We start from the raw sequence: 14,819 nt of genomic DNA, 5'->3' as shown, positions 1-14,819 counted from the left end.
TTCATCGCGACTAAAGTATCCGCGTCCCGGTCTGCCCTGGCTCGCGACGCTAGCCTGTGCCCGCGACCGGGGCTCGTTGCCGCAGGTGCGCAGTCAGCCTTGGTCGATGAGCGTTACGAGCCGAGGATGTCGCGATAGGAGAGGTCTGCCGTTTCCGGCGAAGGCGGAGGGATGTCGGCCACGATGCGTTTGACCTTCATGGGCGTGTCTCCGGATAACCCGGTAGGCCCGGTCGCAACCGAAGGCGCGATCAGCGCAGCTGGAAACGCACCGGTACGGTCAAGGCCAGCCGCTGCATGGAGACGCTATCCGGCAGGGCCGGCATTGGATTGGCCTTGCGGATCATGTCGCGCACGGCCTCGTCGAGCAGTTCATGGCCGGAGCTTTCGCGGATCTCCCAGTCCAGCACGCGGCCGTTGCGATCCATGACGAAATACAGCAGTACGGTGCCCTCCTGACGCAGACGTCGAGCCCGGCGCGGGTAGTTCTTGTAGCGCTGCAGCCAGGCGCCGAGCTCGCTTTGATAGTCCGGCGGCGTTTCCGAGACGCTGCCCGTCGTGCCCTGCTGGGTGCGTTCGGCTTTCTGCGCGGCCTGCGCCGGCGCGTTTTCACGATTCTGGCCGCCGGCCGGCTTGGCGTTCTCCGAGCGCTGGGCCGTGCTCGTCGGCTGCGCTGGCTCTGGCTGCGGCTCGCGCCTGGGTTGGGGCTGCGGTTCCGGTTTCGGCTCGGGCTTGGGCGCCGGTTTCGGCTCAGGCTTCGGTTCGGGCTTTGGCTCCGGCTCGGGTTCCGGTTCCGGCTCGGGTTCCGGTTCCGGTTCCGGCACCGGCGTCGGTTCCGGCTCGGGTTCGGGCTCCGGTGTCGGAGCAGGTTCCGGTTCGGGCTGCGGCTCTGGTTCTGGTTCTGGCTCCGGTGGCGGAGCAGATTCTTCTTCCGGCGCGTCTTCTTCCTCGGGCGCGTCGGCGGCGACCTGTTCCGGCTTGGGTTCGCCCTGTTCGGGTGCGAGAGCGATGCGCACGCCGCTGGCACCCGTATTGGTCGCCGACAGCGTGTCCTCGACCTGGAAACGGATCAGGAGTGCCGCATGGGCGACGAGAGCGATCGCGAGTACGACCAGCCAGTGGCGCAGACCGATTCGTTTCATGGCTCTTCGTGTCGCGTCAGCAGGTCGACCTCGCTGATGCCTGCGCTTCGGAGTGCAGCGAACAGGCCCGTCATGGACTCGGCCTTGATGCCGCCGTCGGCACGAATCTGCAGGGGCTTGTCGTCCGGCCAGTCGGCCAGCGCTTCGGACAAGCCATCACGTTCGATCGGTTCGCCGGCAAAGGCGAGCCGGCCGTCGGCCGCGACGGCGAGAACCTGGCGCTCGAGCTGAGCCGAGTCTTCGGCTTCAGCGGTCGCGGGCGAGTTCAGTTCGAAAGGCGGGTTCTGGGCCAGCACGCCGGCGAGCATGAAAAAGATCAACAACAGGAAGACGATGTTGATCAGCGGCAGCACGTTCTCCTCGGTCGAGCGAGGCCGTTTCGGTGGTGGCACGATCATGGCTGGGAACCATTCGAGCCGGTGGCCAGCGACATCGGCGCCACGCCCGCGCCCGACAACGCATCGAGCGCGCCGACGGTGACGTCCAGCGTGGCTTCGGCGTCGGGCTGCACGATCACGGCAGAGATCTCGTCATTGCGCCGCAAGGTGTTCAGCCGCCGTGCCAGTTCACGCGTGTTGTCGTAACGGCGGCCGTCGTAGTTCAGGCCACCTTCGACATCCACACGGACGACAGCTGGCGGCGTTTCACTCTCCGGCGCGTCGGTGGTCCCGGTGGCCAGCGTGATCGGGCGCCAGTCGGTGAAGCTCGTTGCCAGCATGAAAAACACCAGCAGAATGAACACGACATCGATCAGCGGCGTGAGGCTGATCGTGTGCTTGCGTCGTTCGAAAGTCTCGATATGCATGGCAGGCGCCGATCGGAGTCCGGTCCGATCGAACCCTAGGCGTGCGCGGCCGAGGTCTTGGGCGTGCCGGCGCGCTGTCCCTGCTCTGCCGAGGCAGGATCGGCAAGCGCGGCCGCCTCATGGCGGGTGAAGAAACGGGTGAGCGCGTCCTGCATGTCCTCGTGCAGTCGCTCGACCACGCGTTCGCACCAGTTGAGCGCGACCACGGCAGGAATGGCTACCACCAGGCCCACGGCGGTGGTCAGCAAAGCTTCCCAGATGCCGTTCGACAGCAGCGACGGGTCGACCTGGCTACCGGCGTTCGCCAGTTGCTGGAATGCGGTGATCATGCCCATGACGGTGCCGAGCAGGCCCAGCAGCGGCGCGAGCGAGCCGATGACCTCGAGCGGACGGAAATAGCTGCGCATCTGGCTGAGGTGGCGGGCGCCGACACGGGCGGCTTCTTCGCGCACGATGGTCACGCTGGCGCCGGACGAAACACCGCGCATGGCGACCGCGAGAGCATCCGCAATCGGGTTGCGTTCATCGTCGAGCTCGGCAATGGCGCCGTTTCGGTCGCCGGAGCGCCACTGGTCCAGTGCCGGCGTGATGAAGCTGCGCTTGCCGACCCGCGCACTGGCGTACTGCCAGCACTTGAGCAGCACGATGGCCAGACCGACCACCGACATCGCGACCAGCACGGCGACGACGGGGCCGCCCAGGCTCAACAGGTCGAACAGACCGGCAAGATCGAAGATCGCGGAACTCTCTGGTGTCATTGCAGCTTTCCCGACTGATTTGGCGTGAAACGCAGCGCGTTACAACGCCAGGCAGTATGAATCAAAACCATTCTAAATGCGAACGATTATTATTAACTCTGCGCGATGTGCCGCTGCTCATCCATGGCGTGTCAGCCGCTGTCATGGGTGTAACGAACATGCCACATGCGCCTTTCGTCTGATGCAGGGTCGCTTTCTATGTGCGTATGCTGATTTGCATTCGCGTTAGATGCATTGGAGATTTTATGGCTGACAACAAGATCGAATCCGTCCTGCGAGAGGATCGACAGTTCGACCCGCCGCAGGCTTTCGTCGACGGTGCGACGCTCAAGCCGGCCGATGTCGATGCGCTGCGCAAGGCGGCCGCCGAAGACCACGAAGGCTTCTGGGCGGACCAGGCGCGCGAGAAGATCGACTGGCACAAGCCGTTCACGCAGGTTCTGGACGACTCTGACGCCCCGTTTTTCAAATGGTTCGCCGATGGCGAACTGAATGTCTCCTATAACTGCCTCGACCGGCATCTCGATACGAAGGGCGACAAGACCGCCATCATCTTCGAAGGGGACGATGGCGAGGTCGAGCACATCAGCTATCGCGAACTGCACGCCCGCGTCTGCCGCTTCGCTAACGCACTCAAGGCCAAGGGCCTGGGCAAGGGCGATCGCGCGGTCATCTATCTGCCCAATATCCCGCAGGCCGCGGTCGCCATGCTCGCCTGTGCGCGTATCGGCGCGATTCATTCGGTGGTGTTCGGCGGCTTCTCGGCCGTGTCGCTGCGTGATCGCATCGACGATGCCGAGGCCAAGATGTTGATCACCGCCGACGGCAACTATCGTGGCGGCAAGCTGATCCCGCTCAAGGAAACCGCCGACAAGGCGCTGTCAGAGGGCTGCAAGACGATCGAGACGGTCATGGTCTATAAGCGCTCCGGCGCCGACGTGACCATGGCCGACGGCCGCGATGTCTGGTGGCACGACGCCGTCGACGGCGAGTCCGACCAGTGCGAGCCGGAATGGGTGAGCGCGGAGCATCCGCTGTTCATTCTCTATACCTCCGGCTCGACCGGTAAGCCGAAAGGCATCCAGCATTCCTCCGGCGGCTATCTGCTGGGCGCGATCTGCACCTGCCGCTGGGTCTTCGACTACGGCGACGACGACGTCTTCTGGTGCACCGCCGACGTCGGCTGGGTCACCGGCCATACCTATATCACCTACGGCCCGACCGCCTGTGGCGGCACCCAGGTGATGTTCGAAGGCGTGCCGACCTATCCCGAGCCGGATCGGTTCTGGAAGATGGTCGATACCCATCAGGTCACCATCTTCTACACTGCGCCAACCGCGATTCGCGCGCTGATGAAGCACGGCGACGAGTACCCGCAGCGTCATGCGCTGGACAGCCTGCGCGTACTCGGCACGGTCGGCGAGCCGATCAACCCCGAAGCGTGGATGTGGTACCGCGAAGTCATCGGTCAGGAACGCTGCCCGATCGTGGATACCTGGTGGCAGACCGAAACCGGCGGGCACATGATCACGCCGATCGCCTCGGCCACGCCGACCAAGCCAGGCTCGGTGGCGCATGCGCTGCCCGGCATCGCAGCGGATATCCTCGACGAGTCCGGCGCGCCGGTCACCGATGCGAACGCCGGCGGCATTCTGGTCATGACCAAGCCGTGGCCGTACATGCTGCGTACGATCTGGGGCGACCCCGAGCGTTACAAGGACACCTACTTCGGCATGTTCGATGCCCATACCTATGTCGCGGGCGACTCCGCCCAGCGCGACGAGCAGGGCAACTTCCGAATTCTCGGTCGTATCGACGACGTGGTGAACATCTCCGGTCATCGCATGGGCACGATGGAGGTCGAATCGGCTCTGGTCGCCCACAAGGCTGTAGCAGAAGCCGCCGTGGTCAGTCGTCCTCACGAGATCAAGGGCGAGTGCATTGTCGCCTTCGTGATCCTCAAGAACGACGACCCGAGCGACGACCTTGCCAAGGAACTGCGTGACTGGGTCTCCGAGCAGCTCGGCGCGATCGCCAAGCCGGAAGAGATCCGTTTTGCCGACGGTCTGCCCAAGACCCGTTCCGGCAAGATCATGCGGCGCCTGCTGCGTACCGTGGCCCGCGACGAGGAAATCACCTCGGACGTGTCCACTCTCGAGAACCCGCAGATCATCGACCAGCTGCAGGCCAAGGGCAGCTAGCGTCGAGGCGATCCGCAGCGGCGGCGCTACCCGGCGCCGTCGCCTACGATCACAGGGGGTGGCTGGCCCGGCGTTGCGCATTGCGCGCGCCGGTGCCGGCCTTTTTTATGCGCGTCTTATAAGAAAGCCGACGCCACAGTCGCCTGCCGTTGTCCTGCGGGCCCTGATTTTTCGTAACATGGCGTCCTTCGTGCCGTCTCGCGGCTATTGGCTCTTCGTTTCAGGAGTACTCGCAAGTGAAGGACAACATCGTCATCGCCGCCGCCGGGCGTACCGCCATTGGCCGTTTCGGCGGCACCCTGGCGGGTATTCCCGCGACCGAACTCGGCGCCCACGCCATCCGAGCGCTGCTCGCGCGCCATGAGATTCCGGTCGATGCGGTCGACGAAGTGATTATGGGCCAGGTGCTCGCCGCCGGCGCGGGCCAGAACCCGGCCCGCCAGGCCTCGATCCGGGCCGGGCTCGGGGACGCAACGCCGGCCATGACCATCAACAAGGTCTGCGGTAGTGGTCTGAAGGCCGTGATGCTGGCAGCTCAGTCCGTGGCCATGGGCGACGCCGAACTGATCGTGGCCGGCGGGCAGGAGAACATGAGCGCATCGCCGCACGTGCTGCCGAACTCGCGCAACGGCAAGCGCATGGGCGACTGGGAACTGGTCGACACCATGATCCGCGACGGCCTCTGGGATGCCTTCAATGGCTACCACATGGGCCAGACCGCCGAGAACGTGGCCGATAAATACCGCGTCTCGCGTGAGGAGCAGGACGAATTCGCAGCCCGTTCCCAGCAGCTGGCCGAAGAAGCCCTCAAACACGGTCGTTTCGAGAGCGAAATCCTGCCGATCGAAGTGCCGCAGCGGAAAGGCGACGCCATCCAGTTCACCCGCGACGAGGGCCCGCGGCCCGGCGTAACCGCCGAAGGCCTGAGTGGCCTCAAGCCCGCTTTTACGCGTAACGGCACGGTCACGGCAGGCAACGCCTCCGGCCTCAACGACGGCGCCGCGGCGGTGGTGGTGACCACGCGCGAGAAGTGCGAAGCGCTGGGACTCACGCCGCTGGCGAGCATTGCCGGCTATGCCAATGCCGGCGTCGATCCGGCGCTGATGGGCATCGCGCCGGTATCGGCCACCCAGCGCTGTCTCAAGCGGGTTGGCTGGGAAGTGGCTGATCTCGACCTGATCGAGGCCAATGAGGCGTTCGCGGCCCAGTCCGTGGCGGTTGGTCGTCAGCTGGAATGGGATATCGCCAAGGTCAACGTCAACGGCGGTGCGATCGCCCTGGGGCACCCAATTGGTGCATCGGGCTGTCGCGTTCTGGTCACGCTGATTCACGAAATGATGCGTCGCGACGTGAACAAGGGTCTGGCGACCCTTTGCATCGGTGGCGGCCAGGGTGTGGCGCTGGCTCTCGAGCGTTGATTCGAGTCTCGAACGAATAATGCGAGCGGCCGCAGTCAGTTGTTATTCAAATAGTTGTCGGCGGTCAGGCGGCGTGACCGAACGTTCTGGTCATGCCGCCTGACGATGTTGGCCCTGCTTTTGCATTAACGAACACGTACAGCGATCCTTGCGCCGTGTTGTTCTCCTCCAATGCGCCCGCGCCCAAGTTTTTGCTTAATCGCTGTGCAATCGCGGTTTCCGGCCGGCGCTACGCGCCGGCCGGTTTTCTTTGTCCCGACGGGATTGAAGCCCTAGTTCTGCCAGGGCAGCGCCGGCGGCAGTTCGCCGGGCGCTTCGATGAGCCGCCGTGTGAGCAGGCTGCCATTCGCCACATGTAGATCGATCAATGCCTGGCGATAGGCAATGAATGCATTGATCCGGTCCAGCCGCGCGCTCAACAGATCGCGTTGCGCCTGGGCGACCAGTAGCCCGGTCGAGCGGCCGACATCGAATCGCGCCTGTTCGGCTTCCAATGTTTCCTGCTGCAGGCGCACGGTCGCAGCCGTGGCTTCGATCTGGGCGGCCGCCCGCTCGGCCTCGATCACCGCATAGCGCACTTCGGCGTCGATGACCCGTTCCAGGTTGTCGAGGCTGGCCTCGGCCTGGCGCACGCTGGCCTTCGCGCCGCGCGCGAGCGCCTTGCCCGCGCGGTTGCCCAGCGGATACTCGAATTCCAGCGCGCCGGACAGGTCGTAGGTGTCGCCGCTGTCGAGTTCGTCGTAGGCGCCGCCGTAGTTACGCGCGAATCCGGTCTGGCCGAGGGTGACGAACAGGTCGAGACGCGGCAGCAGGCCGTTGCGGGTGGCGACCACTTCCAGCTCGTTTCGGGCCACGTCGAGGCGCGCCTGGTTGAGTTCGGGTCGGCGCCGTTCGGCGAGCGCGACATAGTCGGCGGGCGCATCGAGCAGCGCGGCCTCGGTCACCACCTCGGTGGTCGGCGTGAGCGCGCGCTGGTAGCGGATTTCGCCGGGAATGCTGATCAGTTGTAGCAGGCGGATACGTAGACGCTCGGCCTCGGCTCGGCCGTCGATCAGGTCCTGCTGACGCCGCGCGGCTTCGGCTGCGAATGCGGCCTGTTCCACGCGCGCCACGGTGCCGGCCTCGATGCGCAGCCGGGCTTCCCGTGATTGCTGCTCGGCCACTTCCAGCGCGTTCTGCAGAATCTCGATCCGCCGACGCGCGCCGAGATAATCCCAATAGGTGGTCTCCACGTCGGCGACCAGTGAGGTCACGAAGCCGCGCAGCTCGTAGGCCGACGCCAGCGTGTCGGTACGCGCCTGGCGCAGGGCGACGAGGTTGCTGTCGATGCCGAAGCCGCGCAGCAAAGCCTGCGTGAGCGTCAGCCCGACGCGGGTGCCGGCCTGCTGCGGCGAGCGGTTGGACTGGGACAGATCCTGCTCGAGGCTGAGTTCCAGGTCGGTCCCGGTCGGCAGCGTCTGGCGTACGCCCACGCGGGCCAGTTCATCGTCGCTGCGTACATCGAAGTTCTGCTGGATATCCTCGGAGACGCGCTGGGCGACCTCGCGAGAGGTTTCCACACTGGCGAACACGCTCGGATCGAACACGGCCCGTTCGACCGCGGCGAACGTGCCGGTGATCAACGGCTGCAGGCGTTGGGCGGCCAGCGACGGATTGTGTTCGAGCGCGAGCGCGACCGCTTCCTCGACGCTCAGGTCGAGCTGATTGCGCGTGCCGAGATCGGCGAGATCGGGGTTGGTGCCGGACGCACCTTGCACCGGCGTTGGCGCGGCTTGCGCAGCCGGTTCGCCGGGCAGTGGCTTCTCCGGCCAGACCAGCGCTTGCGGGTTGAGCACCGCGAGCGCGGGTGTTGCCACGATGGCGAGCAGCGCCGCGGCCAGCCCCTGTCGGTGAACGCGCATCATGCGGCGCTCGCCCGGCGTGCAGGCCAGGCCCGATGCACGCCGGTATACACCACCGGAATCACCACCAGTGTGATCAGCGTGGCCGTGGTCATACCGCCGACCACCGCGCGCGCCAGCGGCGCCTGCGACTCGGAGCCTTCGCCGGCGCCGATCGCCAGCGGTACGAGGGCGAAGATGGTCGTCGCCGCGGTCATGAGGATCGGGCGCAGGCGTCGGCGCCCGGCCTCGCGCACGGCGGTGGTGGCGTCCAGGCCTTCGCGCTGCAGCAGGTTGGCCTGATCGACGATGAGAATGGCGTTGTTGACCACGATACCGATCAGCATCAGACAGCCCAGCATGGATTGTGAATTGAGCGTGGTGCCGGTGAGCATCAGCGTGGCGACCACGCCGATCAGCGCCAGCGGTACGGTGACCATCACGATCAGCGGGTCGACGAGCGATTCGTACAGACAGGCCATCACCATATAGACCAGCAGCAGGGCGAGCGCGACGTTCACGCCGATCTCACGAAAGGCGGCGACCTGGGCTTCGTATTCGCCGACCAGCTGCAGATCGTAGTTGGCTGGAATGGCGATCTCGTCGAGCGCGACCTGCACGTCGGCGACCACCGAACCCAGATCCCGGCCGGCGATATTGGCATCCACGCTGACGATGCGCTGCTGGTTGCGGCGATCGATCTCGACCGGGCCCTCGGAGGCCACCACCCGCGCCACGTCGTCGAGTTTGACCCGGTTGCCGTTCACGCCCGGCACCGGCAGGTCCAGAATCTGGGCGGTGCTGACCTGCATCGGATTGGCGAGTTGAACCCGCACCCGGACCTCGTCGCCGTCGTCGAGAAAATAACCGGCGTTGGTGCCGGCAATCGCGGTTTCGACGGTCTGGCCGATCGCCGCGACCGTGACGCCGAGATCGGCGGCCGCGCTGCGGTCGATGACGATCTCGCGCTGCGGCGCGGCGCCCTCGCGCGAGGCGCGCAGGTCGGTGATGCCGGGAATCGACAGAATGCGTTCCTGCACGCGGGCGACCAGGTCCTGCAGTACGTCGAAATCGTAGCCACGGACCTCGATTTCCAGGCTGCCGCCGTCGCGACCGATATCGAGCATGCGAAAGAAGAACGGTTGGCGCACGCCGACACGCACATCGGTATCCGGCAGTTTGCCGATGGCGGCACGCAGATCGGCCGCCACCTGCTGGCTGGTCCGGCTGCGCGCCGATGCAGAGGGCAGCTCGATACGAATATCGGCCTCGGCGCCGCCGTCGGCGCGGTAGCCGCCCGACCCCACGCTGGTCACCACCGAGACGGCTTCGGGCACCACGCGACGTACGATCGCCTCGGCTTTCTGTGTCTGCGCGTCGAGCAAGCCCAGGCGCGTGCCGGCGGGCATCTGCAGGCTCACGCGGACTTCGCCTTCGTCGGTGGCGGGCATGAATTCGCTGCCCAGTTGGGTAAAGCCGATCAGCGCCGCCAGGGTGGCGACCACGGCCGCGCCGACCACGCGCCGGGGCGCGGACAGTGCGCCTTCGAGCAGGCGTCGGTAGGCGGTGTCCATGCGTGCATAAATCTGGCTGCCGGTGCTCGCGACCCGTTGCATGGCGGCCCGCTGCGGCGCGCGCCGGGCGCCCACGAAACGGGCCGTGAGCATGGGCATCACGGTGAGCGCGACGATCAGCGAGCAGGTCAGCGCCAGGGCCACCACGATCGCCAGCTCTCGAAACAGCTGGCCGGCCAGCTCGCGGGCGAACAGCATGGGAATGAAGATCGCCAGCGTCGTCAGCGTGCTGGCCACGATCGGGCCGACGATCTCGTTACTGCCCGCGACCGCGGCGACGTGCGCGGACTCGCCCAATTCGGCACGTCGTCGCTGGATGTTTTCCAGCACCACGATGGCCGAGTCCACCATCATGCCCACGCCGAGGGCGAGGCCACCGAGCGTCATCAGATTGATGGTGTAGCCGAAGCCGTACATGAGCGCGAAGGTCGCGATCAGCGACACCGGGATCGCCACCGACACGGCGAGCGCGGCGCGCAGGTGCCCGAGAAATACCAGCAGCACCACGAAGGCCAGCACGCTGCCGTAGACAAGCGCGCGAGAGACGTTGGCGATCGAGCGGTTGATGTAATCCGCGGTATTGAAGAACGGCGTGATCCGTACCTGCGGGAATTCGCGGTTGAGGCGCTCGACCTCGCGGGTGATGCGTTCGGCGACCTCGACCGTGTTCGCGCCCGACTGCTTGCGCACGCCCATGCGCACGCCGCGCTCGCCGTTGATCCGAATCAGGCGGGTTTCGCGCTGCTGGGTGTCGCGCACGCGGGCGATATCGCCGAGCGTGATCGGCGTGCCCTCGCGCACGATCACCACCGCGCGGCGCAGATCGTCGAGATCCTTGAAACGCCCGGGCGTGCGCAGCGCCAGCTCCTGGTTGCCGATCTCGATCGACCCGGCGGGGAGGTTGCGGTTGGCAGAGTCCAGCGTGTCGCGGATATCGGTCAGCGACAGGCCCAGCGCGCGCACGCGGTCGATATCCAGATTGACCTGGATCTCGCGCTCGGGCTCGCCCCAGACCTCGACTGCGGCGACGCCCGGAATCTGCTGCAGACGATAGGACAGCTGGTTGTCGATCAGCCGGCGCAGCTCGATCGGGTCGATACCGCTGGCCAAGCCGAGCCCCATGACGGGCAGATCGGACGTGTCGAACTTGCGGATGCGCGGGCGGCCGGCCTCGTCCGGCAGTTCGTCGAGTTCGGAGAACAGGCGGTCGCGCACATCGTTGGCCGCGGCATCGATATCCGTGCCCCAGCCAAAACGCAGGGTCACGTCGGCGGTGCCCTCGACCGACGTGGATTCCATGTCCTCCAGTCCCGGCGTGGCGCCCACCGCCTGCTCCACGCGCCGGGTGATCAGCTCCTCCATGGTTTCAGGGCTGGCGTTCTCGTAGTCGACCGAGACGGTGAGCGTGGGCGTTTCGATATTCGGCAGCAGGTCCACCGGCAGCCGGCTCAATGCCACGCCGCCGAGCAGCAGGGCGATGGCCATGATCATCGAGGTCGCGACCGGCCGCGCGACCGAAAACGCCGGCAGGGTTCTCATGCGTCGCCGGGCGCGTCGGCCGTTGTGTCGGCGCTGTCATCCAGCGCCACGCCGATGCCGTCCTCGAGCTGGGCCTGGCCGAGCGTGACCACCGGCCCGTCGAGCGCGGCCGGCGAGCGCAGCGCGGCCTGCTCGCCCCGGGTGAAGGCAATCTCGGCGGGCACGAAGCGCGCTGTCGTCTGTTCGGTGTTCACCACGAATACGCCGTCGCGCCCGTCGCGGCTCACCAGCGCAGACCGCGGCACGACCAGCGCGTCATCCAGCCGTTCGGCGACCAGCCCGACCTGCACGAACATGCCGGGCGCCAGCCGGCCTTCGTCGTTCGGCGCGGTGAGTTCGACGCGCGCACGACGGGTTTCCGGGTCGAAGATGGGGGCGATACGCGTAATCTCGGCCTCGAACGCGGCGCTTTCCGCGCCCGCCACCCGCAGACGCGCGCTCTGGCCCACGGACAGCAGCGGGTAGAGCGCTTCCGGGACCTGGATCACGGCGGTCAGAGGACGCACGGATACGATGCGCAGCAGCGGCGTATTGGCGGCCACCGTGTCGCCGGGCTCGACTATGCGTTCGCCCACCCGGCGGCGGTTGTCGGCCTCCGGCCAGTTTGCGCGGATTTCGGTATAGCCGAGCCGGATACGCGCGGTCTCGACCTGGGCCTTCGCCTCGGCGATCGATGCGCGGGCCACCGACTGTGCGGCATTGGCGTTGGCCGCTTCCGCTTCGGCCGCATCCAGTTCGGCGGTGGCAGCGATGCCCTTGGCGTTGAGTGAGCGCACGCGCTCTCGACTGCGGTTGGCCGTGCGGGCGTCGCTGCGGGCTTGTTCGTACTGGGCGCGGGCCACCTGCAGCCGCGCCTCGGCCTCGGCCAGCGCCTGGCGGTATTCCTGATCGTCGAGGGTGATCAGCGTGTCGCCACTCGCAACCTCGTCGCCGATATCCACGGCCACGGCTTCGATGCGGCCGGCGATCTTGGGGGCGACGGTGAACTGGGCACTCGGCTCGAGGCTGCCCGAATATTCGCGGATGTCTTCGATATCCGCGAGACGAGCCGTCTGTGTTTCGACCGCGACGCGGCCTGTCTGTGTGGCCGCACCGGGACCCGTTTCAGTCGGCATGCCGTAGACCACGACAAGGAGCAGCGCGACCGCGATACAGGCGCCAATCGCGACCAGCGCACTACGGCGCGTCATGCGGCCAGCCCCGCGCAATAACCCGTGAACAGCATCCGTTCCTCGGTCGGCGCAGTATCGAAGAGAACACGGCCCGCCAGACGGCGTTGCGCGGCGCGATATTTATCCGGTACAACAAGTGCAGCGTGTTTCAACGTGCGGTCATCAGCCCGTGGAATGCTGACTTCTGCGGCGAAACCGGGCGAAGCGCGAAACAGGAGTGAACGGTTCGTGATGACGATTCCACGCATACTAAAGCTCGATGCGGGCGGTCTGCCCGTGGAATGGGTGGACTGGCGCGAGGCGGTCAGTCTTTATTTCACGGACAAGATTGCATGGGAAGCCGGCAGCGAAAAAATTCGCCTGCGCGGCGGCCGTTCCCGCGATACCGGTATCCGCAGCTTTCTGGAGATCGATTCCATCATCGCGGTGCGCGATCGCTCGCATCGCTTTGCCCGTAACCTGGTGCCGGCGCTGACCCGGCGGGAACTGTTCCACCGTGACGGCGGCCTGTGTCTGTATTGCGGTACCCGCTTGAGCTTCTCGCAGATGCAGATCGAGCACATCATGCCGCGTTCCAAGGGCGGCGAGCATGCCTGGACCAACGTCGTGTCCACCTGCGAAGGCTGCAATCGCTTCAAGGACGATCGCACCCCGGAGCAGGCCGGCATGAGCCTGCTCGCCTTGCCCTACGAACCCAATCTCGCGGAATGGCTGATCCTGGCCAACCGGCGCATCCTCGCCGATCAACAGGCGTTCCTCGAACGGCTTGCGCCCAAACGCAAGGCCCGCTTCGACGCCTGACATCGACGCGCGCGGCCTCTGCTACCTAGCGGCTGACGGTCGAGAACACCTTCTTCACGATGGCGCTGCCGGTCGCGGCCGGATTGGCGCGAATCTTCTGCTCCTGCTGGCCGATTACGGCGAAAAGTCCGTCTAGCGCCTGCTGGGTCACGTAGTCGTTGACGTCCAGATTCATGCCCGGCACGAACTGCAGCATCGGCTTGGCCTTGGAGGTGAGCGATTCGTAGCGCGAGACCGCCTGGGACTGGGCCGTGGTATTCGCGATGATCGGCTCGAACTTGGCGGCCAGATCGTCGCCGGCCTTGTCGCGCAGATATTCGGTTGCGGCGGTGTCCGAGCCCTGCAGGATGTCGTAGGCATCACGCACGCTCATGCTGTTGATGGTTTCGCGCACGATCGGGCCGGCTTCGGCGGTGGCCTGCTCGGCGGCGCGGTTCATCGACAACTGGAAACTATCCATCTGGTCGCCGAAACCAGCGCCGCGCAGCACGCCCGAGGTCTTGCCCATCCAGCCCGGAAGAGGGATGCGCCGTGCGGCGTCGCCCCAGAAGCCGTCGTTCTGGCCGAGCTGGGTGACCGCGGCGGAGGCGCCATCGGCGAGGGCTGCGCGCAGGCCGGATACGACCTCGCTCTCCGGCAACTGCTGTGCGCTGCTGTTGGCGTTGCCACCGTCCACGCTGCCCATGAACTGCTTGAATCGATCGCCCAGGCTCTGGGCGCCGACGGTCGTGGAAGCTGCCAGCGCGCCGCTGGCAATAAGGCCGATGAGTGCACGTCGCATAGTCGCCTAGTCCGTTGTTCTGTCTGCAAAGGGCGATCATACCGCGCTGCGCTCGAGTGCAATCGAACAGGATGCGGCAAGCGTTGCCGCTGGCCGGGCGCGGGCGGACAATGCCGTGCATGAAAGCGACGCGCGAACAGATCACGGCCGGCATTCTCGCCGGTGGCGCCGGGCGCCGGCTCGGCGGTGTCGACAAGGGCTGGTACGTTCTCGACAAGAGGCCGCTGGTCGAACACACCATCACTCGCGTACAGCCGCAGACCGCTGCCGTGATCATCAGCGCCAATCGTTCGCTGGACCGTTATCGCACGCTCGGCTGGCCGGTGGTGAGCGATGAAGACGCGACCTATCGCGGCCCGCTGGCCGGTATCGCCCGGTTGTTGCAGGCGGCGTCGACCCCGTATGTGCTCATTGTTCCCGTGGACACGCCACAGCTACCGGCGAACCTGGCCGTCCACCTGGCCGCGGCGCTGGATACGGATATCGACCTCTGCGTGGCACGTTGTGGCGGTCGACGCCAGCCGCTGCATGCGCTGGTGAGGCGCGAGCTCGCGGGCGGTCTGACCCGGGCGGTGGCCGAGGGCGTGTCGCGTGTCACCGATTGGCAGGACGCGCTGCGCATTCGGGTCGTCGATTGGCCGGAATGCGACGCCTTTGCCAATATCAACGCCCCCGCAGACGCACGACATTTGGCGCCGCGGCGTTGACTGACGCGCGCTGTCGCGCCGTACAGAACGCCAATTTCCCGA

General features: G+C 66.2%; 13 protein-coding genes. 4 read left to right on the top strand and 9 right to left on the bottom strand.

Features of this window, described 5'->3' with window-relative positions:
- Positions 1–250: 250 nt before the first annotated feature.
- From SADO_RS05875 to SADO_RS05860, 4 genes are read right to left on the bottom strand one after another with little or no spacing between them, the layout of a single operon-like run.
- Positions 251–1,141, bottom strand: a complete 891-nt coding sequence (locus SADO_RS05875; protein WP_353109988.1) for an energy transducer TonB — start codon at positions 1,139–1,141, stop codon at positions 251–253.
- Complete coding sequence (locus tag SADO_RS05870; protein WP_353109987.1) at positions 1,138–1,539, bottom strand: ExbD/TolR family protein; 402 nt, start codon at positions 1,537–1,539, stop codon at positions 1,138–1,140. Before SADO_RS05870 ends, SADO_RS05875 begins: the two co-directional genes overlap by 4 nt.
- Positions 1,536–1,946 carry an ExbD/TolR family protein gene (locus SADO_RS05865; protein ID WP_353109985.1) on the bottom strand — a complete coding sequence of 137 codons (411 nt, stop codon included), beginning with the start codon at positions 1,944–1,946 and terminating at the stop codon, positions 1,536–1,538. The genes SADO_RS05870 and SADO_RS05865 overlap by 4 nt, the downstream gene beginning before the upstream one ends.
- A gap of 35 nt (positions 1,947–1,981) precedes the next feature.
- Positions 1,982–2,704 carry a MotA/TolQ/ExbB proton channel family protein gene (locus SADO_RS05860; RefSeq protein ID WP_353109984.1) on the bottom strand — a complete coding sequence of 241 codons (723 nt, stop codon included), beginning with the start codon at positions 2,702–2,704 and terminating at the stop codon, positions 1,982–1,984.
- 245 nt (positions 2,705–2,949) lie between these two features.
- Here SADO_RS05860 and acs point away from each other — a divergent pair, with 245 nt between their 5' ends.
- Both acs and SADO_RS05850 read left to right on the top strand, forming a co-directional pair.
- On the top strand, positions 2,950–4,905 hold the full coding sequence (gene acs / locus SADO_RS05855) for an acetate--CoA ligase (RefSeq protein WP_353109983.1): 1,956 nt from the start codon (positions 2,950–2,952) through the stop codon (positions 4,903–4,905).
- Between the two features lie 236 nt (positions 4,906–5,141).
- Positions 5,142–6,323 (top strand): acetyl-CoA C-acetyltransferase, encoded by a 1,182-nt coding sequence (locus SADO_RS05850; protein WP_353109981.1) that lies wholly within the window; start codon positions 5,142–5,144, stop codon positions 6,321–6,323.
- 272 nt (positions 6,324–6,595) lie between these two features.
- On the opposite strand, the gene SADO_RS05845 is transcribed toward SADO_RS05850, so the two are convergent.
- The 4 genes from SADO_RS05845 to SADO_RS05830 are packed head-to-tail and all read right to left on the bottom strand — an operon-like array spanning position 6,596 to position 12,736.
- Positions 6,596–8,227: a TolC family protein gene (locus SADO_RS05845; RefSeq protein WP_353109979.1), complete on the bottom strand. Its 1,632-nt coding sequence runs from the start codon at positions 8,225–8,227 to the stop codon at positions 6,596–6,598.
- Positions 8,224–11,316: an efflux RND transporter permease subunit gene (locus tag SADO_RS05840; RefSeq protein ID WP_353109977.1), complete on the bottom strand. Its 3,093-nt coding sequence runs from the start codon at positions 11,314–11,316 to the stop codon at positions 8,224–8,226. Before SADO_RS05840 ends, SADO_RS05845 begins: the two co-directional genes overlap by 4 nt.
- Entirely contained in the window at positions 11,313–12,506 is a 1,194-nt protein-coding gene (locus tag SADO_RS05835) for an efflux RND transporter periplasmic adaptor subunit (protein ID WP_353109975.1), read from the bottom strand. Before SADO_RS05835 ends, SADO_RS05840 begins: the two co-directional genes overlap by 4 nt.
- Positions 12,503–12,736, bottom strand: a complete 234-nt coding sequence (locus SADO_RS05830) for a hypothetical protein (protein ID WP_353109974.1) — start codon at positions 12,734–12,736, stop codon at positions 12,503–12,505. The genes SADO_RS05835 and SADO_RS05830 overlap by 4 nt, the downstream gene beginning before the upstream one ends.
- Between SADO_RS05830 and SADO_RS05825 the strand changes: the two genes are divergently transcribed.
- Complete coding sequence (locus SADO_RS05825) at positions 12,720–13,289, top strand: HNH endonuclease (RefSeq protein ID WP_353110090.1); 570 nt, start codon at positions 12,720–12,722, stop codon at positions 13,287–13,289. The two genes, SADO_RS05830 and SADO_RS05825, sit on opposite strands and share 17 nt — an antisense overlap.
- A 25-nt stretch (positions 13,290–13,314) precedes the next feature.
- On the opposite strand, the gene SADO_RS05820 is transcribed toward SADO_RS05825, so the two are convergent.
- Complete coding sequence (locus SADO_RS05820) at positions 13,315–14,070, bottom strand: DUF4197 domain-containing protein (protein ID WP_353109973.1); 756 nt, start codon at positions 14,068–14,070, stop codon at positions 13,315–13,317.
- A gap of 119 nt (positions 14,071–14,189) precedes the next feature.
- Here SADO_RS05820 and mobA point away from each other — a divergent pair, with 119 nt between their 5' ends.
- Positions 14,190–14,777 (top strand): molybdenum cofactor guanylyltransferase MobA, encoded by a 588-nt coding sequence (gene mobA, locus SADO_RS05815; protein ID WP_353109971.1) that lies wholly within the window; start codon positions 14,190–14,192, stop codon positions 14,775–14,777.
- The last annotated feature ends 42 nt before the right edge of the window (positions 14,778–14,819 follow it).

Origin of the sequence: Salinisphaera dokdonensis CL-ES53 (assembly GCF_040361215.1) — a bacterium.
In the GTDB taxonomy this organism is placed as follows: domain Bacteria; phylum Pseudomonadota; class Gammaproteobacteria; order Nevskiales; family Salinisphaeraceae; genus Salinisphaera; species Salinisphaera dokdonensis.
The sequence above is the reverse complement of the archived record's forward strand: the minus strand, read 5'-3'. Positions and strand labels throughout refer to the sequence as shown.